This window comes from Bradyrhizobium sp. USDA 4516 (assembly GCF_054055915.1).
The window spans coordinates 4,990,098-5,015,359 of record NZ_JBSRXT010000001.1; the positions used below are offsets into that span (position 1 = coordinate 4,990,098).

Annotated in this window: 18 protein-coding genes; 14 read left to right on the forward strand and 4 right to left on the reverse strand. The window is 57.8% G+C overall.

Annotation, left to right across the window (positions count from 1 at the left end):
• The first annotated feature begins 505 nt into the window (after positions 1-505).
• Entirely contained in the window at positions 506-937 is a 432-nt protein-coding gene (locus ACVI1L_RS23055) for a hypothetical protein (RefSeq protein WP_253640759.1), read from the forward strand.
• 1,717 nt (positions 938-2,654) lie between these two features.
• On the opposite strand, the gene ACVI1L_RS23060 is transcribed toward ACVI1L_RS23055, so the two are convergent.
• Together ACVI1L_RS23060 and ACVI1L_RS23065 are read right to left on the reverse strand one after the other, a co-directional pair.
• Entirely contained in the window at positions 2,655-3,089 is a 435-nt protein-coding gene (locus tag ACVI1L_RS23060; protein ID WP_253640758.1) for an SET domain-containing protein, read from the reverse strand.
• Positions 3,090-4,009: 920 nt separating this feature from the next.
• On the reverse strand, positions 4,010-5,389 hold the full coding sequence (locus ACVI1L_RS23065) for a hypothetical protein (RefSeq protein ID WP_456783845.1): 1,380 nt from the start codon (positions 5,387-5,389) through the stop codon (positions 4,010-4,012).
• A gap of 1,192 nt (positions 5,390-6,581) precedes the next feature.
• Here ACVI1L_RS23065 and ACVI1L_RS23070 point away from each other — a divergent pair.
• Both ACVI1L_RS23070 and ACVI1L_RS23075 read left to right on the forward strand, forming a co-directional pair.
• The gene (locus ACVI1L_RS23070) at positions 6,582-7,655 is read left to right on the forward strand and encodes a hypothetical protein (protein WP_456783846.1); all 1,074 of its coding nucleotides are present in this window, start codon (positions 6,582-6,584) and stop codon (positions 7,653-7,655) included.
• A gap of 296 nt (positions 7,656-7,951) precedes the next feature.
• Entirely contained in the window at positions 7,952-8,299 is a 348-nt protein-coding gene (locus ACVI1L_RS23075; protein ID WP_253640755.1) for a hypothetical protein, read from the forward strand.
• 96 nt (positions 8,300-8,395) lie between these two features.
• Here the strand turns inward: ACVI1L_RS23075 and ACVI1L_RS23080 are convergent, their stop codons facing one another.
• Positions 8,396-8,557, reverse strand: a complete 162-nt coding sequence (locus ACVI1L_RS23080; RefSeq protein ID WP_253640754.1) for a DUF2934 domain-containing protein — start codon at positions 8,555-8,557, stop codon at positions 8,396-8,398.
• 891 nt (positions 8,558-9,448) lie between these two features.
• Complete coding sequence (locus ACVI1L_RS23085) at positions 9,449-10,246, reverse strand: IclR family transcriptional regulator (RefSeq protein ID WP_253640753.1); 798 nt, start codon at positions 10,244-10,246, stop codon at positions 9,449-9,451.
• A 212-nt stretch (positions 10,247-10,458) separates the two neighbouring features.
• On the opposite strand from ACVI1L_RS23085, the gene ACVI1L_RS23090 reads away from it, so the two are divergent.
• The 11 genes from ACVI1L_RS23090 to ACVI1L_RS23140 all read left to right on the forward strand — a co-directional run bounded on the left by ACVI1L_RS23090 (position 10,459) and on the right by ACVI1L_RS23140 (position 25,113).
• Positions 10,459-11,619, forward strand: a complete 1,161-nt coding sequence (locus tag ACVI1L_RS23090; protein WP_456783847.1) for an aminotransferase class V-fold PLP-dependent enzyme — start codon at positions 10,459-10,461, stop codon at positions 11,617-11,619.
• A 205-nt stretch (positions 11,620-11,824) separates the two neighbouring features.
• Positions 11,825-12,616, forward strand: a complete 792-nt coding sequence (locus ACVI1L_RS23095; RefSeq protein WP_253640751.1) for an amino acid ABC transporter permease — start codon at positions 11,825-11,827, stop codon at positions 12,614-12,616.
• Positions 12,613-13,308, forward strand: coding sequence for an amino acid ABC transporter permease (locus ACVI1L_RS23100; protein WP_456783848.1), 696 nt, complete (start codon positions 12,613-12,615; stop codon positions 13,306-13,308). The genes ACVI1L_RS23095 and ACVI1L_RS23100 overlap by 4 nt, the downstream gene beginning before the upstream one ends.
• 59 nt (positions 13,309-13,367) lie before the next feature.
• On the forward strand, positions 13,368-14,135 hold the full coding sequence (locus ACVI1L_RS23105) for an amino acid ABC transporter ATP-binding protein (protein WP_305884570.1): 768 nt from the start codon (positions 13,368-13,370) through the stop codon (positions 14,133-14,135).
• Positions 14,136-14,581: 446 nt separating this feature from the next.
• A complete protein-coding gene (locus ACVI1L_RS23110; RefSeq protein ID WP_456783849.1) occupies positions 14,582-15,475 on the forward strand; it encodes an amino acid ABC transporter substrate-binding protein in 894 nt (297 codons plus the stop codon).
• A 160-nt stretch (positions 15,476-15,635) separates the two neighbouring features.
• Complete coding sequence (locus tag ACVI1L_RS23115; protein ID WP_456783850.1) at positions 15,636-16,958, forward strand: amidohydrolase family protein; 1,323 nt, start codon at positions 15,636-15,638, stop codon at positions 16,956-16,958.
• 1,562 nt (positions 16,959-18,520) lie between these two features.
• On the forward strand, positions 18,521-19,861 hold the full coding sequence (locus tag ACVI1L_RS23120; protein WP_456783851.1) for an NtaA/DmoA family FMN-dependent monooxygenase: 1,341 nt from the start codon (positions 18,521-18,523) through the stop codon (positions 19,859-19,861).
• 101 nt (positions 19,862-19,962) lie between these two features.
• Positions 19,963-21,579 (forward strand): ABC transporter substrate-binding protein, encoded by a 1,617-nt coding sequence (locus ACVI1L_RS23125; RefSeq protein ID WP_253640746.1) that lies wholly within the window; start codon positions 19,963-19,965, stop codon positions 21,577-21,579.
• On the forward strand, positions 21,551-22,540 hold the full coding sequence (locus ACVI1L_RS23130; protein WP_456783852.1) for an ABC transporter permease: 990 nt from the start codon (positions 21,551-21,553) through the stop codon (positions 22,538-22,540). Before ACVI1L_RS23125 ends, ACVI1L_RS23130 begins: the two co-directional genes overlap by 29 nt.
• Positions 22,537-23,400, forward strand: coding sequence for an ABC transporter permease (locus ACVI1L_RS23135; RefSeq protein ID WP_456783853.1), 864 nt, complete (start codon positions 22,537-22,539; stop codon positions 23,398-23,400). Before ACVI1L_RS23130 ends, ACVI1L_RS23135 begins: the two co-directional genes overlap by 4 nt.
• A complete protein-coding gene (locus tag ACVI1L_RS23140) occupies positions 23,401-25,113 on the forward strand; it encodes a dipeptide ABC transporter ATP-binding protein (RefSeq protein ID WP_456783854.1) in 1,713 nt (570 codons plus the stop codon).
• Positions 25,114-25,262: the final 149 nt, after the last annotated feature.

Sequence of the window (25,262 nt, forward strand, 5' to 3'; positions counted from 1 at the left end):
ACTGTCCACGCGAAGGGAGGTGTCGCTCAACGCGGTCGGCCGCTTCAGTAGTCTTAGGGTGGCTATGCACTGTGCTTCCGAGCCGGTTTGGTCCTGCATCTTGCCAAAAACGCTGCTGGTTCGTCGAGCAGCTCGCACGTTAAATCGCTTACATCAAGTGTCGAAAGAGACTGAGTGTAGGGAACGCAGCGCGATGTGAGGTCGTCAGACATAATAGATTGTCCCGCGCATCTGCGGCGTGCCGCTTCGTCGCCTCTGCCGTAGAACATTGGTGTGGTTCTTGCTCATGCACAACCCGCTCAGTCGAAATACTCCGTTATGGCGCTGACGATGCGAATTCTTAAAACAAGGGCCAGCTTTGATGTCGAATGTGCGAGTCAGTAGATTGCTATGGTGTTCTTTTGGAGCTGCAATCACGCTCTGTTCGCCGCGGCCCGCGCTCGCTGCCGACGTACCTCGCTCGCCGGAAACAGAGATAACTAACAGGTTCGTTGTGACTTCCACCGTGAATGATTTTCGGCTTGTTGAGTGGAACGACATTTGTGCCGATCCCGCCGAGTTCATTGGGCAGCCTATCGAGCTTCGAAAGATGAGATGCGTCTACGGCATGGACGGCTTCCGCTGCGTTGCATTTCCACGCAAGATTACAGCCTCTGCAAAAACAGTTACGGTTTTTGCAAAGTCTGTCATTCCGGCGGGCGAATCGGCGGTCTTGAAAAACAACTGCACGACGCTTCAGGCGATGCTGCAGTCGGCTGCCTGCCGAAAGAACATTCGGATCATTCCAGCTCAGTTTAGCGAATGGTTTGGCGGCGAGGTTGCAAAAAGCGTCGAGCTGAACACCGATAAAATACAAATACTACCCGGGTCGCGACCGAAGCGTTATGCCGGCAACTGCAGCGCGAGGCGCGGGTGGAAACCGAAGTCAAGGCGCTAGTCTGGCAACGGGCGCAGACACTCGCCACGTTCGGAAGGCTTCACATTCATGGAATGGTCTCCACAGCGTCTTTGGCCAACGCCGCGGCCTGGGGTTAACGGAAAAAGACGCGCGGGTGTTTGGAGGCACCACCCGCGCCGAGTTTTCTACGCCAAGCTTCAACTGTCTGGAGACGCGTGAAGATAAACAGCCAAGCCGATGAGCCGCTCAGCAGCTCGCATGCCAAACGTCACTATGCAGGAATAAAGACAAAAAGCGCGGAGCCTGCCTTCTATCCAAGGCAGCTCCTACCCGAGCGCTTGGTGACTGGCGCGACTCCTGTCAAACTGCGCAAGGCGGCATAGTCACGTTGCTGCAGGGCATCGAAGGCTTCTGTGAGCGGCGAGGACGATCCTTTTCACTCCCGGCAAGGATGCGACGATCTCCTCGTCATGCTGCTTCCTCTGCCTCGGCTCGGCCTTTCGGTCGGAATGAGGCGGGGGGAGCGCCGAGTTTGCACTCAAAGCTCCACATCAACACCTCGCCGATGTCAATAAAGTGCCGTGGCTGCAATGGCGGACCTGTCGCTCACGGGGCGATCGGCAATCGACCGCCGATTTTGCTGCAAAACCAGTCGGCGTAAAAACCAGTCGGCGTAACCGCCCGCCAACGTGACCAAGGCGCAAAACTCTAGTTCTCGAGTCCAAACTTCAGTCTCACTGCAAGCCACTTGGCGTACCTAACCGCTGCTGGATGAAACTTCAGTGGCAGGTCACTTGGTGAAGCAAGCATTTGCTTCTCGCAGAAAGCAAGCATGTCCATTTCCTTCCTTCGGCTTTGTCAGCTTGTGGGTAAGCCTCGTCACCTTCGTGGTCGGCGGCTTGTCGGCTCTTGGCTTCGGCCGTGTTTGGCTCAGATAGCGTGCCTCTCTCCTCCAACAGAGCACGCCGTCGCTCCATCTTCGCGCGCGTGAAGTTCCTGTCCGGGGTGTTCGCGGCCTTGAACTTGCTACCGTCGATGGCGACGGCTGGCCGCCGCCAGATGGCCCGTTTCTTGGCAGAGTTCGACGAAGCTCGCACACAGCTTGCGCAGCGACAGGCCGTCGTCCTTGCGGAAGTCCGCAATCGTCTGTGATCGGGAGCGAGCCGAACCAGCAGCCACATCACGTCGACATTCCCGGCCTCTCGTTCCAGCCGCCGGCCCGACCGCACCCGGGTTTAGATAGCCGTAAATGTAAAGCCTGAGGAGCGCCGAGGGATGGTACGATGGCCAACCGCCGCCGGCTCCGCAACCTCAAAGCCTATCTCAGCCGAGCGCATCGACAAATACATCGATCACGCGAACCGGGCTGCTCTCGTCAATCAAGTCGTCGAGGCATTCGGGGCAGCAGCGTCCGCTCCCACGGTCTGCTTTGCATGAACGCCGCACCAAATCCCTTAAAGACTCACGGGGGAATCGTAACCGCAGCCCAGTGTTTTCGCTGCCAGGACGCGTTGCGGAATTAGCGAGTAAAAAAACGAGCCAGTAACGAAGCCTTAGGTTGGCACAACAGATGTAGTGAACTCCGCGTAGAGGGGACCAACGTCATCGAAAGCGCATTCGTGCGCGGCCGAGGGACGTCGAACAAGACCGCGCTCACGATGGTCTTCAACTCGCGTCGTCTCGATAGGGACACCGCTGCCGAAACTCTCCCCGGTGTTAAATTCGCCGACGGAATCAACGTCGCCAGACCGCAAACTCAATCCAACGCCGCCTGGCGCCTTCCGGCTCCAGGATTCGGCGCTAGCTCTTTAACCCACGATAAGTCGCACCGTGGATCGAAAGACAAGTAATCGCAAGTCAGTTCTTCACCCGGTTGTACGTCACGGGCTGTAAAAATTCGGCAATGATCGTCTTGATATGTGTTTGGCTGACTGCTGTGATTCATGAAACGGGCATTGTCAGCATTGTACTCTACAACACCATCATCAACATCGCGGTCTCTTGGATAGGCATGCTTGTCAAGTAAAGCTTGAAATGTTGGAGGGAGGGCTTCGTACTGTTCAGGCGTCACGGCAATGTCAACGATTGGATTATGAATCCAAACCAATGTGCCTTTAGGTAAAAGAGCAGCAGAGAAAAGTCCGATGCCGCCAAAGCGGTCTGGCTTCAAAATGGTTTCAACAATCAACACTGAAATATCTCCAAAAGTGACTAACACCCAGCACGCTAACTGACCTAAGTCCCGCAAATCTCCTGCAAGAATTGGTAGGGTCGTTTAATCGCGCATCCACCACGATTTCGATTTTTCTTCGATCTCTGCATTGTTTTCGGTGCTGTTGCTGTCGGATCAGGATCTCGGCGAACTGGGCGAGCGTCAGCGGCGTAGTTGGGATGATCTATGCATTGCGCTCAGAGGGTTCAGCGACTATCTGCCTCAAAAAATAGGAAGGGCATTGCTGGCCAGCTTTCCGCGGAGGCGCTGGATGCTGATGTCAAGAGCTATAACCAGGACACTGGCGTTGGCGGCAACGTCGGCGCAGCACTGGCTCAGCTGCGGAAGTCATCGGTGGGCGCTAGAGCGATGGCGATCGCGCCTGGTATCCCGACCATTGCTGATCCCGAAGATACGGCACTGATAGGCTCGAGGCGGATGGACGACGCCGCAGACGCCGTTGGCCAGAGGAGCTTTTGCGGAAGGCCACGACCAGGATATGCATCTGGGGCTGATGGACCACCTGACCCGTCGTCGTCGGGTGCCGCCAGCTCAGTCGACCGGGGTTTCAATGGGAGGCAGGAAGCAGCCTCTTTACTCCGAGGATGCTTCCTTTATTTCGGGCTCGAGCAGGGCCTTACGAAGGGCAATGCCGCCAAACGTGCCGTGAAGAACACCGTAGGTGTTTCTTCGCAGCTTTGGCGGCCTGCTAACAAGAGGCGGTGGCCGTTCGGTTGAACGAGGAGTCGCTGAGCGATGATGCGCGCAAGTTCATCGGGGAGCGCTCATCTGCACCGCCCATAAGGTCGCCAAGCTCGCAAGAGTCGCTGGAGCAAGCTATCGTCCATTAACAAGCCCGATACCAGAGCTATCTGGACGGGCTCCTAGCGTCGGGAGTGTCAGTCGGCCTCCATTCGTGGGTGATGGATGAGCCGAACGTCATTGGGCCCTCCCGGGCCCAAGAGGGCGGTGTACCGCTCGCCACGAATGTCGTACTGTTTTGCCGGCTGCGCCGCGTCCGGCAAGAGGCCCCAGCGGCCGAGCTTCGAGAGCATCGTGTCCGGGGCGGGTTGGGTGCCGTGCGAAAAGCCCTCGGGAACGGCCCATGATGCAGCATAAATCTCGCGGGCCGCGGGGGACGGCGTCTCAGCCCTGGCGGACGCCGGAGCGGCTTTTTCCGTCGACCGTCCAAGCTGCGCTTGCGAGGCCCGATTCGCCGGCTGCGCACTGGGGTTCGGAACGCCTTCCAGTCGAAAGCCGGGACGCATGGCAGCGCCTGACGGATTGAGTGGGCTGCTTCGCCTCATCGTCGCCGCGGGCACGAACAGCGCGGTGTAGCGGTCAGTGTGAACCACTAAACTGTTGGGTCGGCTGTCCTGGCTCGGCGGGATGCTGCTACCGTCAAGCGCAGCCGACGCGTGCTGGTCGCCCTGCCGGAAGTTGAAGGGACGAACGACCGCTCCTAAATCCAGGGTCTGCTGATGGCGCGCGGTTGGCTCGAGAGACGATGATGGGCCGGCGTCTTCCGCCATCGCCCACAGCCGATCCTGATCGTAACCTTCCTCAGGAAGGACCAATGGCGAACCGACCGCTGGCCCGAAAGGCGACGGTGCGCCGGCGCTTTCCATCAGCACACGAGCCATTGAATTGCCCGGCTCGCTCAGCTGGCGCTCAATAGCATCCAGTTCCGCATGGCTTAGCGTCCTCTGCCTCTTCGCAGGACTCAACTGCCCGCTGAAATCCTCACCCATGAGGGCCGCGTGACTTGAAAGGGAGGTGCTCCCCGTCCGTTCATTCGCAGCCGGCTGGTAACCGTCGCTCCAGTTGAAGTGACGAACGGCTTCTCCGGGATCCGGTGCCTGGTGATCGCGCGCGGTTGGCATGAGAGACGATGCTAGGATGGCTTCGCCCATCATCCCCCGCAGCGGATCCTGATCGTGATGTTCCGCAGTCAGCTCGTTCGGCCAACTTAAAGCTTCTCGCGGCGCGCTGTGCTGCGCGGCGGCGCCCCCGAGGCGTCCTGCGTCTTCGGGATGAGGACCACGGGCCCCATGGTGCACAAGTTCCAACGCCTCGGTGAGTCTACGGTCTTCGTCGGATAAACGAGGATAGTAGTGACCTGGAGAAACAGGAACCCCTGCGACGGCACTGGTATCAAGCTGCGGCACTTCATCCAAGTACGGCTCAAACGCCGCTTGTTGCTGTTGCGGTTGTGGCTCCGCGGCGTTGTGAGCAGCGCGATCTTGGTTGAATGGGTTGATGCTGTTAAATGGGTCCATGTCACCTCCCGTTTGAGTCGGTCGCAATCCCGAGCAGATAGTGTCGCTCTCTGTTCTCGGCCTATTAGGTTCAGCTGTCGACAAGCTGACGCACTTAGGGATTTAAGAGAGCCAAATTGGCTAGCCCGACTGCCACACTCACCCGAGGGACGCGCTAGGGATGCCGGATTACATTTTTCGGAAACACTCGCTGGGCTGAGTCGGAGCCGGCACGAACAGATTCTATTTTGAGTAGCATCATGAGACCTACAAAATCGTCCCAAATAAAGTGTGTACTGAGCTGGGATGTGCTCTGACGATGCCATCCGGATGGTGCCCCAACTGAGGCGGACTTCTTCGTTGAAGGCATGCTTTGCCGAGAAGGTCTGGACTCTGGCCGCAAAGGGGAAATCGGATCCAGCAATCTTGGCACGTGTCGCGGTGCGGACGGTGCAGGAATTCTTGCAGCTGCGACCGATGTGAAGGAGGACCGACGTGCGACATGTTGCGTGTCGCCAGGAGGAAGCTTGAATCATTGCACTCGCAAGGCGTCATCCATTGAAAACCGTTGGTTCATCGCGCGGCGAAGGACCCGCACCCCGACCATCATATAGGTGGAGAGCATATATTCGCATAGAAAGAGGAATGCTGCCTCGCGCAGAAGCTCCTCCTCCTTTGCCTTGGCCACCGACCGGTGGACTGCGCTCGAGAACGCGGGCATTTGGGATGTTCAGGCCAACGAGCCGTCCGCTTGCTTAGCCTGGGCCGGCGTCCCCCGGTTACGCTCGCTCCTGCTGGAAGTAGCTGGGGGACACAAAGCGCGCAGATGCTTGGCAGATTCGATGTGCAGATTGTGCGCAGAATTCTTCCCTTCCTTTGCTTCTCTGCCGCGATACTTTGCTAAGTGTGGCTTCGTTCCGAGGCTCTGCGCGACTTCAGCCGCGTAAAAGGATGTGGGACAGCACGGCTGCGCGCACACTACCAGCGGCTGTTCAACTATTGGCAGGGAGCTACACAGCCGCAACGTTACCCGATAACCCTTCATGCGCGCCGAAGACGCGGGATTACCCGGAGTACGCACCGTAGCATCGGTAGCCGAGCGGGAAGCCCCCGAAAAGTTGGCGGTCGGTCCCATTCCTTTCCTCACTTGTCAGCTTCTCGAAAGCCGCACCTGCCAAGATCAAACTGAACGTCCCACGCGCGAGGGGAACAGATGAACATCGATCCACCAAACACATTGGAACCCTTGACCCAGCAGCAGCGGACGCAGCAACAGCCGGGCGGCCTAAGCGCACAAACCAGCTCACCAGCATACCCGTCGCCGGATCAAGCGGACTTTGAGCAGCAGCTGAGTGAACTGCGGTCACACCGAACATCATATTCAACTGCCGCTTCGGCGGATTCCCGGATTGGATCACCCTCGACCATGATGAGGGGCAATCGGAGAGCGGGCGCCATCCAGGAAAGCGAGCGGTGCCCGGCCGCATCCTTCGTTAGGGGGCGCGCCGAACTTGCCGCATCGCTAGCCGGAGCGAGCGTTAAGGCGCTGAAGAACGAGATCAAACTCGCTGCACAGCGAGCCGCACAGTGGCAACGAACCGCCGGATCTTCTGCCGGCAGTATCGACGGCGATCGCATTTTCGACGATGTGCTGGCATCATCGTATCTGTCGCTGCACCGCTTTCAGAACGAGGACATCGATTGTGAGCCCATTCTAGACAAGGAGGTGAGTGCCATCGCGCATGTGCGTTCCCTAGCCGGTTTGCGTGCTCAGGCTAGCCCGCATGTTTATAAGGCTGCTATCTGCTCGGACGACGAAAGGGAGGACGAAATTGATATGGCGCGTCTCGCGGCATGGCACACGAAAGGCGTTACAGAGAGTGCTTTTGTGTCATTGTGCCAGACCCCCTCGCGACTGCTCCTTTCAAAGGACCACAGCGAGAATGGCGCAAACGCGATTGCAAGGAACGCTAAGAAGCTGCACACTTATACGTTACCAAGCGTCACCGCCTGGCCGATCAAAAAGATCAACGATATTCTAGAGCGTGGGCATGCTCCCGGAGATGAGGAGCTGCGAGATTGGTTGAGGGGAATACCGCGCGAGGAGACCGAGGTCTTGTTTCTGGGCGGCAACCTAGCTGATTATCGGACAGCCAGCGTGGATAATTTGAACATTACTAGCACACCGCAAGATCATGCGCCGATCAAGAAGGCGAGGATCACCTTCGATACGCCCGAGAAGATGATGGACTCTCGAGCTCATTGCCCCTCGGATTCCGGCAACTGACCCTCTCAGTCCTGACGAGCTATCGACTGCGGCTAATCGGGCGGGACTGGCGCCCCTCCTTTCAGCTGTTTGCAAGTCAAGCGTGCCGAGCGCATACGCGTCCGGTCCGAAGGCCGGGCCCCTCGTCAGGTCGATAGCCAAGTCAGCGAAAGCGATCATGCTTCGCCGAGAAGGACCTGTTTTACGGAACCGTGATGCTGTCTTACCCACCAGGTGCGTCGTCGGCACCAAGCGTGAATTTGGATCTTACCCAATGTTACCCAACGTTGGTTTGAAAACCGCCTCAAGGCGGAAAAATGACGGATTGGCATCCCTGCCCCGCGGCCCCGGAAGAGGAGGGCGCGTGGGTTCACGGGCCAAAGAGCCTAGAAGGGAATGATGACAAGAAAGCTCGCCGCTTCTCGCGGTTATTGGTTGCCCGAAACGTTCTCATCTGTTCCACGCTTTTTGCTGGAACGGCCGTGGTCTTCACCCAAGCCAAGGCGGACGACATCAATTGGCGCCAGTTTGAAGGCGCATCGATCGTCTGGGCCTACGACATTCATCCGTATGCCGACGCGGTCGCGGCCCAATTGCCGGGGTTCGAGAAGCTCTCGGGCATCAAGGTAACATCCGAGAAGATGCCCAAACAAGGTCGACGCTAAGCCTTGCCGGGCCGGAATCTCACTGAGCAATCCGCTCACATCGAGGCGAGGCGCGGACATCGATCCGAGGCCCCGGCAAATGAGCAGTTGGCGTCCTCAGAGAGCGTCGGGGGTGCGTAGAGGCGAGCTCTTATCCTCGTTGAGCAACTGTTGTTCGGCCAGACGCCAGAATTCCTCGTCGCGTCCTTCCGGCTTGCCGGCCTTTTCCCAGAGCTGATAGGCGCGCACGGCGACTGTTTCGTCAATCCGTCTGTTCATAGGATTTCTCCGGAGCTTCAACGGACGGGAGCTTCATGCGTTCCTATGTCCTGGGTCGGCCCTCGAACGAACTGGCGCGTCGCAACCTTTCGGTTGTGACGTCGCGGTATTCGAGTCGGCGACAATCGACGCCTACAGCGCGACAATCAGGAGGAGAGCGGCGCCTCAACCCATCGAGCCTTCGCCTTTTCTGACTGGCTCGGTGAGCGTTGACTTCGGGCTCACGTCTAGAGTCGAACGGCTTCGCCGATTGGCAGGACACTGTCCGCGATCAACTAGTCCCGACCTTGCCGATCTAGCCCAGCTACCGGGCCTTCCGGCTTGCGCAGGCAGAGGCGCTGCATAGGCCTGGTGAAGCCGAACCGGAAGCTCCTCGCGTTGGACCCGTCACGTCCAGTAAGCTTCGGTTCTCTCCAGCGATAGGGTTCATCCGCCTTTCAAGATGAGGCCACCTCGTATTTGAGCTGCCTGTATCCTGAAACGAGTTGCTGGCCATCGCCAACCAAGTACTGGCGCAAACAGCGCGGGTGGGCTCAGCAGCCAATTGTCGAACAAACAAGTCTTGCAAAATCACCTTGCGCTGCTCGCGACCACCGAGAGCTTGGAACCCGCAATGTTGCGCATCGTGCACTATAGCTCGGCTGCGCGGGATGCGTTGTTGTGGTTCTGGCGCATTCTTTCATCGTCTTCTCTGAAAATGTGCATCTTTGTTGTCTGTGCAGAATTGCGATCAACTTTACCGCCATCTATGCCGTTTCCGGAGGGCAAAGACTTGCATCGATACGCCCAGCGCGTTTCATGATGTCGCCGGCGAGCGATCACTCCGAATCTTCTGACGCATATCCGTGCCTTCTCCCGACCAGAAGGGGCGAAGTCGAGGGATCCTTTTCCTCAAGTATCCTCAAGCGTTTCATCCTCGCTGTCGGTTTGAAGAATGGTTTGCGATAGGAGCGCGGCGGCTCTTTGGAGTGGAGGAATGAACCGGTCAAGCTCTGCGAAGCTGATTCGCGCCGCGGGCACCGAGACGCCAAGACAAGCTATCAGCTCCCGGTCCGGTGAAACGATAGGGACCGCGCAGCCGACCACGCCTTTCACGTATTCCTCATTGGTCTTGGCCCACCCGTGATGGCGTGTCTCCTCGAGAATCTTCAGAAGCGTCTCGCAATCCACGATGGTGTTATCAGTGTACTGGGTCAGAGCGAGTGAGCGGCATAACTTTTCACGCGGCCTTTTGGGCAGTCGGCTCATGTAGATCTTTCCGGTCGAGGTGCAGTGAAGTGGAGCCGCCTCGCCGGGATTGAATTGAAGCCCCTGTGGTTGGGACACACGTACGCTGTCAACGTAAGTGACGAGATTGTCGCGCACGACCCCGATCTCGCACTGTTCGCCGATCTCGCCGGCAACCGCGCGCAGCACGGCGTGGCGCCGTGCTGTGCGAAAAGCCGCGCCGATGACTCTGGCGGACAGCATCACCAATTGATTGCCTACCACGTAGCGCTTTGATCCAAGCGCTTTTTGAAGAAGGCCGCGTTCTTCCAGATTTCCGACAAGTCGATGCGCCGTCGGAACGGGTAACGAAAGGGCGTTCGCGATCTCAACGACCGAGACGGCCTTTGTCTGATGAGCGACATGGCCAACTATGGCGAACGCTCGGTCGAGGGGCCCAGCAGTCTTTTTTTGGTCGGCCATCGCAATCTCCCTAGTCGGAAGTAAATTATCATTTTTCGGAACTATTGCTACTGAAATATGAAAAATGACCTGGATTAAGCTCCAGTTTGCTCATATCGTTGGCGTCGGCGCTCGTTGATCGGTTTTTGTGCACTGCACAGGCCCGGTTTGGATGGCGATCAAGCCCAGGAAACTTGGCAATACGGGCGACGCGTTTTGAAAGGGGAGTGGGAATGTCTCGTCATTACGACGTGGAAGCTGTGCGCAAGGAGTTCCCTGTAGCCGAAAGGATGGTTTACCTCGACTCCGGTTTTCAGGCGCCGCTAGCGCGTCCCGTAATGGCCGCCATCGAAACCTTTCTTCGTGAAGGCTTGGAGACCGCCGGGCCGAAGAGCGTGTGGCTCGATCGGGTTGAGCAAACGCGTGCCAAAGTAGCCCGTTTCCTTGGGGTGTCGGCCAACGAAATCGCCTTCACCAAGAATACATCGGAAAGCATGAACATCGCGGCGAACGCGTTGCCTCTGCGAGACGGCGATAGCGTTTTGATGATCCATGGCGACCATCCAAACAACACCTATGCTTTCCTCAATTTGAAGAAGAAGGGTGTCCGGATTGACTTCCTTCCCATGACGGATGTCGTAAACGCCGAGGCTTTTCTTCCCTACATCGACGACACAACTCGCGCGATTTCGCTGTCGCACGTAACCTTCCACGCGGGACATCGCTTCGATATCGAGAGTATCGGCGCTCTTTGCGCGGATAAGAAGCTCTACTTCGTCGTCGACGTCATGCAGGCAATCGGGGTCGTTCCTATCGATGTGAAGGCCATCCAGGCGACTTTCGTGGGCTCCGGAAGTCACAAGGGATTGCTCGTCCCTCAAGGTCTCGGATTGCTCTATTGGGACCAGACTCTGAAGGAGCTGGAGCCCGCCTATCTTGCCGCTGCCAGTTTGGCAGAAATTCCTGACGACCTTATCGCTCGTCCCGATCGCTTGGCGTCGTCTCCCACCGCGCGACGCTTCGAGTTAGGCAACTTCAACCTTCCTGCAATTCATGCGCTCGGAGCCTCGCTCGACATGATCGAGCAGATCGGTGTGAAGAACATTCAGAACCATTGCTTCGATTTAGGTGATCATCTGCTCGCTCAGCTGGACAATCTCGGCGTCAGTCTCATAGGTCCGCGTCAGCGGCGACATCGATCGCCTCACATCTACGTCGTCGGTCTTCCCGCGACAGAATGGCTCAGCTACTTCGAAGGGAATGGCGTGCGTGTTTCCCCAGAGCGTGACGGCATCCGTATATCGTTCGGCATGTTCAACACGATCGACGATGTGGATCGCTTAGTGCATCTCATCCGCGGACGGCTGTCAAAAAATTCATTCAAGGCTGCGTAGGCATGGGAGCAGTTAGAGAAAAGGTGCTCGAAGCGGACGGCCTGATCCTGCCAAAGCGCGAAGATCATGGCTTTGCGCTTGCCGATACGCCGAAGGAGAGGATCTTGCATTCAGCTGGCGCGGTCGATTAGTACCGGCACAACGCGCACGATGAGCGATCATTTGAGCGTGGTCGTCGTGCACACCCGCAATCGTGAGGTTCGCGATGTTCACTGTTCTTCTTGAAAAGACCGTGGATGGCCAGCGTTACATCGACTGGCTTCTTTCGGGTCTCGGTTGGACGTTGGCGCTCGCCTTCTTCGGCTGGTGGATTGCATTCGCAATCGGAGTCGTCGTCGGCATAGGTCGAACTGTGCAGAACCCCTTCTTCCGGGCCCTAGCTCGATTGTACGTTGAGATATTCCGAAACATCCCCGTTCTCGTGCAGATGTTTCTCTGGTACTTCGTCCTGCCCGAGCTTCTTCCAACGACCATGGGCGACTGGATAAAGCAGATACCTCTGCCTTGGGGATCTTTCTTTCCGGCCTTGTGGTGCCTGGGCCTCTACACCGCCGCGCGCATCGCAGAACAGATTCGCGCTGGCATCGAAGCCTTGCCCAGGGGGCAAGATGAAGCGGCTGCCGCACTCGGCCTGAGTGGTTACCTGGCGTATCGTCATATCATCCTGCCGCAGGCACTTCGCCTTATCGTACCTAGCCTGACAAGCGAGGTGATGGGCATCTATAAGAATACATCCGTTGCTCTAACCATCGGTCTGATGGAGCTGACCGCCCAGGCGCGCCAAATCAGCGACGCGACGTTCCAAACCTTCGCGGCATTCGGCGCCGCCACACTCATCTATCTCGCTTTGGCTTTGATCGCCTACCAGACGATGATGTTCATCGATAAAGCCGTGCGCATACCTGGTACCGCACCGGGTAGGGAGACCGGCGGGTCAGATTTCGACGATGTGAAGCTGGAAAGCTCCCTCCCTAGCGGTATGGAGGTCGTGAAATGAACAGTCTCGATTTCTCGATTGTCGTACAGGCATGGCCCTATCTTTGGTCAGGATTGCTGTTCTCGCTTTCCTTGGCGGCTGCCGCCTTCTTGATCGGGATGTTTCTTGGAACGCTCTTCGCCCTCGTGCAGCACTTTGAGCTCCGCGTTCTGAGCCCGCTCGTCCGTAGTTATGTCGCCCTGATGCGATCGATTCCGCTTATTCTAGTCCTGTTTTGGTTCTTCTTCTTGGTGCCCATCGTTCTGGGACACCTGTCAGGCAACGGTCGCCCAGTTCCAGTCGGTGCCACCTATACAGCGTTCTTTACGTTCGGCCTGTTCGAAGCCGCCTACTATTCGGAAATCATCCGTGTCGGATTGCGCGCAGTGAACAAAGGACAATTCGAGGCGTGCCAGGCTCTCGCCCTGTCGACATTCGATACGTATCGCCATGTCGTCCTTCCGCAGGTGTTTCGGGTCGCAAGCCCCATCATACTGAGCCAGACCATTATCCTGTTTCAGGATACGTCCCTTGTTTACGTTCTATCGCTCACGGATCTCCTTGGTGCGGCTTCGAAGCTCGCACAGCTCAATGGTCGTCTCGTCGAGATGTACCTCGCAGTGGCCGTTGTTTATCTCATCGTAAGCTGCGGCGCGTCCCAATTTGTCGCCTCGCTCCGAAAGAAGTACGCGATCGCGGGCGCCCGCCGATAGTCAAGTCAATCATAATCTGATGGCCCGTCGTTCCCTGGGGCTATAACCTGGAGATCAGCATGCAGCAAGAGCGCACAGTTAGCCCAGCTGACCCGTTCCCGATGGTTGTCGTCGAGCACCTCGTCAAGCGATTCGGCAGCTTCAATGCCCTCAGCGACATCAACCTCAAAGTCGCAAAAGGAGAAAAGATCGTACTCTGCGGGCCATCGGGTTCCGGGAAGTCGACTCTCATCCGCTGCATCAATCATATCGAAAAGCACGATTCCGGACGTATAGTCGTCGATGGGATCGAACTGACAGACCGGATTCGCGACATCAATAACGTTCGCTCTGAAGTCGGCATGGTCTTTCAGAGCTTTAACCTGTTTCCACATCTCTCGGTGCTCGAAAATTGCATGCTGGCTCCGATGAAGGTCAGAGGCCTTGCTGAGCCCGAGGCGCATGAGCGGTCGATGGCCCTGCTGAGGAAAGTCCGGATCCATGATCAGGCCAAGAAATATCCGGCGCAATTGTCGGGCGGCCAACAGCAACGTGTCGCTATAGCCCGCGCCCTGTGCATGCAGCCCAAGATCATGCTCTTTGACGAGCCGACGTCTGCCCTCGATCCGGAAATGGTCAAGGAGGTGCTCGAGACCATAGTTGAGCTCGCGCAGGACGGGATGACGATGGTCTGCGTCACGCACGAAATGGGTTTTGCGCGCGAAGTTGCGGATCGTGTGGTCTTCATGGATCGCGGCGCAATCGTGGAAGAGGGCGATCCGAGCACCTTCTTTCGAGCGCCGAACACGAACCGCGCGAAAGCCTTCCTCAACCAGATCATTCACTGAGATCGCGCCACGCGCCGTCTTCCGTGAAACGCCATGGCAGACACTTAGAGTATGACCAGCGCATCGCCGACGGAGCGCGAATGACGCGATCGCGTATGCCCACGCGCTGGAGCATATCGCGGGTGGGGAAGGCGAGCCGTCGTTCTCGGCGTCTTAGCCTATAGAGGAATTATCATATTTCGAAATTAAAGAACTCGTAAACTGACATTTATGTGGTGCCAATAGCGCCCGCGGCCTATCATTTAGCCACGGTTGAGTGCTGCCCGGTTTATGTGCGGTTCGGAGTGAGCGCATGGTGCGCTGCCCAGCTTCGGGGACTAAGGCGTCTGCCGGCGGTTGGAAGCGGTCATCTTAGACGGCTGATCGCGCACGGATCGCTGGCAGCGCACGCGCTGCCCAGATCAAAGGCGCAAAAGCCGCGTTTCATATGAAGCAAAGGAATTCCCATGGCTAAAGTGCTTGCACTGCTTTCAGCGACTGCGATCACCCTAATGGCGATCTCCAAGGTCCAAGCGGGCCAAACGCTTGAAAACATCAAATCTAAAAAGGTGATCACCATTGGTTATCGCGAAGCTTCGATACCCTTTTCCTATCTCGGCGCTGACCAGAAGCCTGTTGGTTTTTCTCTCGAGCTGTGCGCGCACGTCGTCGATCGTCTGAAAGTTGATCTCGGCACTCCGGACATTCAGACAAAGCTTACGCCCGTCAACTCGTCCAATCGTATTCCACTTATCCAGAATGGCACGATCGACATCGAGTGCGGTGGCACAGCCAGCAGTAAGCAGCGTCTAGAACAGGTCTCATTCAGCGTTGCGACCTTCGCCAGTCAAACGGCTTGGCTCGCAAAGGCCTCGAGCGGGCTCAAGACGCCGAAAGATCTGAAAGGGAAGACCGTTGTCGTAACCCAAGGGTCCGATGCTCTTGGCATCGCCAAAGGCATTTCGCAGCAGGACGATCTCAACCTGACAATCGCGCAAGCCAAAGACCATGCGGAATCGTTGCTGCTGCTCACGACCGGTCGTGTGGCGGCGTGGGTGGAAGCCGACATTCTGTTGGCCGGTATGAAGGCGGATTATTCGAAACCAACCGACCTCATCTTTCTAAAAGCTAACTATGGTACCATTTACTATTATGGCCTGATGTTCTCGAAGGATGATCCCGACTTCAAAAAGATAGTCGACGACGTTCTCTCCAAACTCATGGTTTCCGGCGAGTTCACCAAAATCTACGACAAATGGTTCGTGGCTGCGATCCCGCCGAAAAATATCAATCTGAACTTCCCAATGCCCGATGCGCTCAAGGAGCGCGTCGCTCACCCCAGTGATGTCGTCGATTACTGAGCTTGACCGCGGCGAGCCGAAGCCGCTGCGGCAATAGGACGTCAACGCCAGACCTGCAGCATGGTCACAATGCTGGTTGTGATCGCGAGTGCTGACGCAAGCAACTGTCGTCACCTAAAGGGAGCGCGAAATGAGAAGCGGAGCGGTTGGCTGGGAGTCGATGACGGACGCGGATCGACAAATCGCGCAATGGGTCGAGCAGACGCCATTTGTGGACACCCATGAACACCTGATCGAGGAAAGCCAGCGCCTTTCCGGAGCAGTCCATCCACGAACATTGCCATGCAACGACTGGGCCTATCTATTCAGATCCTATGCTGCCGAGGATCTGGTGGTTGCGGGCCTGCCAGTGAGCGACCTGCGAGCGTTTCTCGGGCCGGATCTTACGAGCCAGGAAAAATATCGGCTGATCGCGCCCTATTGGGAACGGATCCGTCACACCGGCTACGCCCAGGCGCTGCGCCATACATTTCGTGGCGTTTACGGTGAAGAAGACCTGTCCGACGAAAGTCTGCCCCGGATCGCCGAGAAATACCATCAAACCGTTCAGCCGGGTTTTTACGCACGGATTCTGGAGCTGGCAAACATCAACGGCTGTCACGTCAATTCGCTACAGCGCATCTTTATGGAGACCGAGCAGCCAGGGTTGCTCGACCACGACATAAGCATCCTTCAATTGTGCCGGTGTAGTGCTGCTGACTTTGCGTGGGTGGAAGCCGAGACGGGCAGACGCCCCACCACGCTCGATGAATGGCTCGGGGTTATAGACTTTTATTTTGCGACTTACGCCGCCAAAGCCGTGGCTGTAAAATCGCAAATTGCCTATTCTCGCGCTCTCGATTTCGAGCCGGTCACCAAGGCGCATGCCGCAAGACTATTCCCGCACCATGCCGACAGGGTAGGCGCATTGCACGCCCTTGGTCCTGAGGACCTTAAGGCGCTGCAAGACTATCTATTCCGCTATTGCGTCAGCAAGGCTGGCGAGTACGGCCTGCCGGTCAAACTGCACACCGGCGTTTTGGCGGGCCACGGCGTGATGCAACTCGCGCGTACTCGCAGCAATGCAGCAGATCTCTGCCGTCTGCTGCAGGATTTTCCCGAAACCCGATTCGTCCTCATGCATATTGGCTACCCATACGAGCACGAGTTTATTGCGTTGGCCAAACATTATCCTAACGCGGCGATCGACATGTGCTGGGCATGGATCATCAACCCGGTGGCGGGCGTTCGCTTCTTGAAGGAGTTTTTGATGGCGGTTCCGTCCAACAAGATCTTCACCTTTGGCGGCGACTATGTCGCTGTCGAGCCAATTTATGGCCATGCGTGCGTAGCGCGCCGTGGAATCGCACGAGCTCTCTCGCAATTGGTCGCCGAAGGCTGGATCGCGCTCGAGGACACCCGTGACTTGATTGACCGGATCATGCGCGGCAACGCGCTTCAGTTCTTTCAGAAAGCGCATCGGGAGGATACGACGCAGCGGTGAATGGCGCACAACCTTTTTTAAAGTTTGTCTACATCCATGACCATCAGCGATGTGAGGGTGGTTGGCGCGCCCAGCGCATCGAGCGTGATACAGCGCTCGAGCTCCCGGACGGACGCTTTCTTTCCGCGCGACTGCCGGTTCATCCGCCTGTTCGACGACAGGTACGAACCGCAGGCCGCCGACAACACTCAGCAACGGCCGCGCTCATCATTAGCCTGGCTGCAGCTAGGACATTGCGTTACCGGTGGACGCCCGGGCCGAGAGCCACGGCCAAGGGGAGGCACCGCTCGTCGTCTGATGGCGATGTCCAATCCTGAATTGCGCCAGTGCGGTGCGTGCGCATCAAGTTCGATATGCGGGCCAACTGGTACCCCCGATCCCAAGGCGGCAGAGATTGAGCTCGCGCAGCTGGCAGAAGCATCCACGGCAATATCAACTCTGACGTTCCGCACCGCGATTCAGGTCACGACTAATGCAATCCTTGACCCGACGGACTGTAAGAAGCTGCAATCTCGTTCGGGCTTTGGCGCCGGTCGTCTTGCCGCCCATCTCAAAACTTTAGTGCCATTCGCCTGCCGACGCTTCATGCTGAATTGCACGCCCCTGTATTGCATAATTTCTTTCGACCTCATCACCGGCGTTTGCACCGGTTCAGCACCACGTCGGCCGAGTGCAGATTGAGGCTGATCTCTGAGGCCGCTGATCAAGCCCGCCAAGGCATGCGGCCTGGGCGCGCGCGCGCGTGACCTCAGTAGCAATCTCGGCCGCCAGGATTGTGTCACGGGGGCATCGAGAATCTGCAGTATTTCATCGCATTATTGGATGATTGGCTTGGCTTCACCTCAATGGCTGGCTTCAACTTTGAAGCGCGGCAGAAAGCAGTTGATCAAAACTGTTGCGCCAAATGTCTCATGTGTCGTCGAACGCATCGATTCATGCCGTTTGGCTGCGAGCCGGCGTTGCCGCTCGAAGTTACTGTAGTCATGCATCGACTTGCTCGGTGAACCTGACCAGAGACGAGTCTGGTTAGCGATGGGAAGATAGACATCGAAATAGAAGAGGATGCCAACCGAGGATGTTAGATTGAAATACTCAACTATTGCGTTTAGCTGCTCTTGACCTCTACAGATCGTCCAGCTTGAGCTCGCTCGGTCGGTCCAAAACATTACGGTCGCAAATGGGCGCGTCGACAGCACCTTCCTGAGAACGAAGCGAGCTCTTGATGAGTAGTGGAGAGCCGATGTGAGTGCACTCGTGTGGAATCAAATCGGGGTTGCAAAAGCGCTGCACACAGTTCGGCGTCATTCGGCAACTATCGTGGTCGAAGCTCTTCTGAGGCGCGCCGGCTCCGAGAACATCGGAAGGCCTGGCCAAGGCCTCTTCGGTGATAGCCGCCCGGTATCAATTGGCGGCTTATTATCAGCGCTCTCAAATCGGTCGCTCGGCGGCATTCAGGGCGGGCCTGCGCGAAAGGGCAGGGGGGCCGCCGAAATCGCAGGCGGAGATCGGCTTGACGTCAAGACCCGGCGAGCGGCTCAGAGGCCGTCGCATTCGGAGGTGTGATGTCTTCGGTCAACTCCATGCTTCATCTGGGCTTGAATCTTCATGGGGCTGGCGGGCACTCTGCCGCGTGGCGCTGGCCGAGCACCAATCCAAGCGCCTTTTTCGATATCGAGCACTACGTCCGGGCCGCGAAGCTTGCGGAGCACGGTCTGCTGGATGCCGTATTCCTCGCCGATACGCCCGCGATAAGTTCCGACATTACGCACCAGCCGCCGCTGAATGGGCTCGAGCCTACGCTGGTTCTCTCTGTGATTGCCCGCGAAACGAAGCGGATTGGGCTGATCGCGACGGCGTCGACAACCTACAATGAGCCATACAATCTCGCCCGGCGTTTCCAATCTCTCGATGTCATCAGCGGTGGCCGCGTCGCCTGGAACGCCGTCACGACCTCGAGCCCGGCGACGGTCGCGAACTTTGGCGGTCAAGAGATCGCACGAGCGGATCGCTACAGACGCGCCGAGGACTTCGTTGAAACCGTCCGTGCTCTCTGGCTGAGCTGGAGCGACAAGATGATCATCGCCGATCAGGCTGCGGGTGTTTATGCAGATCAGAGTCAATTCCGGCTTCTCGACCCAACTACGAATATCTTCGGTATCCGAGGCCCGCTTACGCATCCCGCTTCGTCGCAAGGTCTTCCAGTCATCGTTCAGGCAGGCGGTTCGGAGCCCGGATTGCGGCTTGGTGCCCGCAGTGCAGATGTCGTGTTTGCGGCCGCCGGGGACTTGGCAACGGCGCTGCAGGAGGCCGCGCGCCTGCGCGCGCTCTCGCGGCAATTCGGACGGCCCGCGGCTCCGCTCATCCTGCCAGGGCTGGTCACCTGCATCGGGGGAACCGAGGAAGAGGCGGCTCGTCGCAAAGAGCAGCTGGACGAGCTGCTCGATCTGGAGCGCGCCGTGGCTGCTCTTGCACGAAGCATGGGCGTGGCGGTCGAGAAGCTCAGCCTCGAAAGCACCATCCCGCAGGAGATTTTGCCCGATGCAGACAAGGTTCCGTTTTCTGTCGGCCACCATCGCACGATTGAAGTCCTTGCACGTCAAGGCCGGACGGTTCGCGAGATCATCAGTGGCGTTCAAGCGTTTGGGCATCGCCTGATCGTAGGCGCACCCGAGCAGATCGCGGATTCGATTGAAGCATGGTTCCGCGCTGGCGCGGTCGATGGTTTCAATATCATTCCGGACGTGCTGACGGATGGCACTCCGGCCTTTGTCGACAATGTGGTGCCCATCCTGCAGAAGCGCGGACTGTTTCGCAAAGAATATCGCGGGCAGACACTGCGGGAGCATTTTGGAATTTCGATTCCTTCTGAGCCGACAAGAGCCGCAGCTAGCTCACCGCTGTGACGTTTCCTCAACATCAAACGCTCCGGAGCCTGGATATGCTTTCACCGACTGCGCGACCCACGAGGCGCTTCACTGGCCGGTCGAACCATCTAGCACGAAAGATGGCGGCCACCCTTGCCGTGCTCTCAGGCCTGTCTCAATGGACACCCAGCGTTCATGCCCAAGAAGGGGTAGCCGTGAAGCGGGGAGGCGTTATCCGTTATGGACATTTTCAAGAGCCTGCCTGCCTGTTCGGCGGGTGGGTGCAGCAATGGTACCTGCAACGCCAGTACAGTGACAATCTGGTTGCTCGTAGCGACGACGGCAAGATTGCGCCATGGTTGGCCGAGTCCTGGACCATCTCCGACGACAAAAAGGTGTACACATTCGAGATAAAACCAAATGTGAAGTTCACGGACGGGACTGCTCTCGATGCGCAGGCCATCGCTGACAATATCAACGGGTGGCTCAGCAATGATCCCGATCTTCGCAATCCGACTGCCGCTCCGTATCTTAGCGACAGCTTCGAATCGGCAAAGGCAATCGCTCCCCTGACGCTGCAGGTAACCTTGAAGGTGCCGTTCGAGCCCTTGCTCAACGTGTTCGCCCAATCCTCACAAGGTATTCTGTCGCCAACCGCGCTCAAACGTGGGCTTGCGGTGAATTGCGAGAACCCGGTCGGCTCGGGTCCTTTCATCGTCGACAAGTGGCGCCATGGGCGGGAAGTCACCTTCCGCCGTAATCCCGACTACAATTGGGCGCCGGCCACCGCGAAACACCAGGGCCCGGCTTACGTTGACGGAATCAGCTGGAAGTTTCTGCCAGATCAGACTGTCCGATATGGCTCGCTGATCACGGGCGAGACCGATGCCATTTACGATATCCCGGCCATTGCATGGAAAGACGCTAATTCCCGCTTTCCAGTATTGCGGCATATTACCGGCGGCACCCCTCTACGCCTTGCATTGTATGCGGCCAGGCCCCCGTTTGACGACGTACTCGTCCGCAAGGCTTTTGCTTATTCTACTGATCGAAAGGCCGCGGTTGACACATCCTTCCTTGGCTCTTTGCCATTTGAAGGCAACGGTGCGCTAAGTCAAAGCTCGCCGGAATACCTGCACGAACTCGGGCGGGCCTATGCGTACGATATTCGGAAAGCCAATCAGCTGCTTGATCAGGCGGGTTGGACCGAGCGCGACCGTAACGGCGTCCGTGTCAAGAACGGCAATTCACTGACGGTACGTATTTCCTATTCGAACGCTTTTCTGAAGCCCGATGGCGAGCAAGCCTTGCAAGTAATCCAACAGCAGGCAAGGGCGGCCGGTTTTGACGTACGTCTTCAACCCACTAATCCCGCTGATTTCTTCGCCGGAAGAAACCTCGGCCCGGATGATTATGAAATCGTGCTGCTCTATTGGGTTGCACCCGGCGCCGAGATATTCCGAATTTCATGGAAGCCGGACCAGAATGGTGAACCCAATCGATTCAATCCGTCGCGCTTCCAGGATTCGGCGCTTTGGGAGGTGATCCAAAGGGCGGAGCAGGACTTCAGTAGCGCTGAACGTAAGGGTCTTTATCAGCAGGCGGAACGGAAGATCGTGGATGAGGCTCCTGTGATTGGCTTCACGGTGCTGGACGTGACTTTGGCTACCAGCCCTAATCTGAAAGACGTGTGGCTGGACCACGGGTCAGTGGGCGAGCCCGTCTTCTATGATGCTCATTTTGATGAACGGAAATGAGGCCGTGAAGCGCGTAGCCCACAATCCGCTTGTTTGGTTCGCGCGCCGCATACTCTCCGGCGTGGCTGTCGTCTGGGCTGCAGCAACATTTGCGTTCCTGATTCAGTGTTTGCTGCCCGGCGATCGCGCGCAGATCATCATCAATGTACGGAGTGGTAATGTCGGGCCGGCGGCTCCGGCAGAGCTCGCAGCCATCAATGCGCAATACGGCTTTGATCAACCGCTCGTGGTTCAATATGCCAAGTACGTATGGCGCATCCTGCACGGCGATCTTGGTGAATCATACCAGCAGCATCGAGCAGTCGCGGGGATCATCGCAGAGCAGATTGGTCCAACTATCGTTCTGGCGATCGCCGCGCTGCTGATGGCATGGGCTATTGCCATCTTGACCACCCTGTTGATCGCCGGCAGAGACAACATATGGTCGAAGCTGCTCAGCGGCGCGCAAATCTTCCTGGCAACCGTACCGCCTTACTGGTTAGCTACAATTCTGCTCGTCATCTTTGCGGTGAACTTGCGGATTTTTCCCGTTGTCGGGGAAAGTTCGCCGATGGGACTGGTTCTCCCAACCCTTGCGCTGGCGCTCGAACTGTCGGGCTTTTTCGGACAAGTCGTTCTGAACGAGTTCACGCGCGTGCTCGAGCAGCCCTTCGTTACGTCCGCGCGAGCTCGAGGCATGAGTGATTTCGGCGTCAGACTTCACCATGTCCTGCGTCATGCCGCATTGCCCGGCATTACGTTGTCAGGTTGGGCTCTTGGCAAGCTTCTTTCGGGGGCGATCTTGATAGAGGTCGTTTTCGCCCGTCAAGGCCTAGGTGGAGTTCTCGTTGCCGCGACGTCCTCGCGGGACGTTCCGATTGTCTCGGGAGCTGTTTTGATCTCTGCCGGCCTATTCGTCCTTGTCAGTGTGATTGTTGATCTGGCTTACCGGATACTCGATCCGAGGATGAAGCTGACATGAGCAGGTCCGTAGAAGTCACGGTGTCTCGGCCGCTCGGAGAACTCCTGGAATTCATCTGCTATGTTCCCTTCCGGGTTGCTGCCTCGCTTGCCACCATTGGCTTCTTCGTCCTCGCGGCCATCGCGCCAAAAGTGCTGCAGACGCACGACCCGCTCGCTATTGATTTAAGCTCGTCATTGCAGTCGCCTTCGATCGTCCATTGGTTGGGTACCGATCAATTGGGCCGGGATCTCTACTCCCGCGTGCTGGAGGGGGCTGGCCAATCGCTTGCCATCGGACTTGGTGCGACCGCACTGAGCATGTCCGTTGCACTCATTCTCGGCGTCGCCGCCGCGCTTTCCGGTGGCCTGCTCGACAGCATTCTCACCCGGATTTTCGACGTGCTCTTCGCAATTCCCACGCTCTTGCTCGCCCTGGTGTTCGTGACCGTCTTTGGGCCGTCGGTGCTGACTGAGGTCATAGCCGTCGGAATCGGCGCGGCGCCCGGCTATGCGCGCATGATCAGGGGCCAGATGCTATCTATCAAGGGGACCGGGTACGTGGAGGCAGCCAAGGCCCTCGGACATCCGTTTCCACGTATCGTCTGGAGGCATATTCTTCCGAACGCGATGAGCCCGCTGACGGCTATGGTGACGATCGGGGTCGGTCAGGCGATTATCTGGGCGTCCGGCCTGGCCTTTCTAGGTCTTGGCGTTGCTCCCCCGGCCCCTGAATGGGGTGCGCTGCTCAATGCCGGCCGCAACTATGTGATCTATGCGTGGTGGCTGGAGATCATACCCGGACTGGCCGTGACGATTTTTGCCCTCAGCCTCACCATTGTCGGAGGCCACCTGCAGGACCGTCTGGAAGGAAAAATTTGAATGCTGCAGGCTCCTCCCAAGCCTGTCTCGCAGCAGGCAGATCTCCTCACGGTCGATTCGCTGCATGTTTCCTTCGGGCGCGACATCTCCGCAAAAGCGGTCGTGCGCAATGTCTCCTTCTCCTTACGCCCGGGGCGGTGCCTTGCGATCGTCGGTGAGTCCGGCTCAGGCAAGAGCGTGACCGCGCGGGCTCTCATAGGCCTCGCCGGTCGCCACGCCAGGGTCCATGCACGCCAACTGAGCTTCGATGGAACGGACCTGATCGGCCTTCACGATCGTGGTTGGCGGCGCATTCGCGGCAACGGGATTGGCTTCGTACTACAGGATGCACTCGTCTCGCTGGACCCGCTTCGCCGGGTCGGCAAAGAGATTGGCGAGGGACTGCGCCTGCATGGTGCCGTATCATCACGCCAGGAGCTCGCACAGCGCGTGATTGCTCTCCTCAAGCTCGTCGGCATCCCTGAACCCGAAATCAAGGCCAAGCAACTGCCGCAGCAATTGTCCGGTGGCCAACGCCAACGGGCACTCATCGCCGCAGCACTCGCGCTCGATCCACACCTGCTCATCGCCGACGAGCCGACCACCGCTCTCGACGTGACAGCGCAAGCTCAGGTGCTGGCACTGCTCGAGGAAACCAAAACGCGAGGTAAAGCTCTGATCCTGGTCAGTCACGATCTGGCAGTGGTCTCCCGCGTGGCGGATGAGGTCCTCGTCATGCGTCAAGGCGAGGTCGTCGAACGCGGTACCGCCGCTCAGATATTCGGAGATCCACGACACTCCTATACTCGTCAGCTGCTGGACGCCGTGCCGTCAGGCCGGCCGCGTGGATCACGTCTCTCATCATCGGCCATTGGCGAGCAAACGGAGCCACCCGTGCAATGGCCGCCGACATCTCGCTCCATCGTGCTCGAAGCGACAAACCTGGTGAAGCGCTTCAAGGGCCCAGATGGCTCCTTACGGGCAGCCGTCGACAGCGTCTCATTTGAATTGCGATCCGGCGAGACTTTGGGCATCGTGGGTGAGTCCGGGTCAGGAAAGTCCACGATGGCGCGGATGGTTCTCGCGCTCGAGGGACCGGACGGGGGAGCTGTCCAGTTTGAAGGCCGGGCCTGGACCACGCTTGCCGAACGTGAACGGCGGGCTCGCCGGCGGTCGATATCGATTATATATCAGGATCCTCTTAGCTCGTTTGATCCACGCTGGACCGTCGGTCGCATTTTATCCGATAGCCTATCGATGGACGTGGAGACATCGCGCAAGCGTCAGGAGCGCGTTATCGAGCTGCTCGATCTGGTCGGGCTGTCGAGCGCCTTGCTTGGCCGGCGACCGCTCGAGCTCTCGGGCGGTCAGCGCCAGCGCGTCGCAATCGCGCGCGCGATCGCGCCTAATCCTGCCGTGATCGTCTGCGATGAGCCGGTTTCGGCGCTCGACGTCTCGATCCAGGCCCAAGTCCTGGACCTGCTCGGCGATCTAAAGCGCCACCTCGGCATGAGTTATCTCTTCATCTCCCATGATCTCGGCGTTGTTCGTCATATCAGCGATCGCATCATCGTGATGCGCCAGGGGAGAATTGTCGACTGTGGCGCTACTGAAGAGATATTCCTCAATCCACAATCTGAATATACCAGGAGCCTTATCGCCGCCATGCCCCGTCTTGTGCGCGATCCTGAGATAAGTCGTCCGTCAATGATTCTCGAAAGAGGCATCGCGTGAATGCGCCGAATTCGACTTTCTGGGTCATAAATAGCGGATCTTCAATCGGGAGGCACTACCATTTTGCGCGCCGGTTCGGTCACGATTGCGCGCTCGTTCATCGCACCGCCAGTGTGGTTCGCGATGGGTCGGCCGGCGCGTGGGGCGGA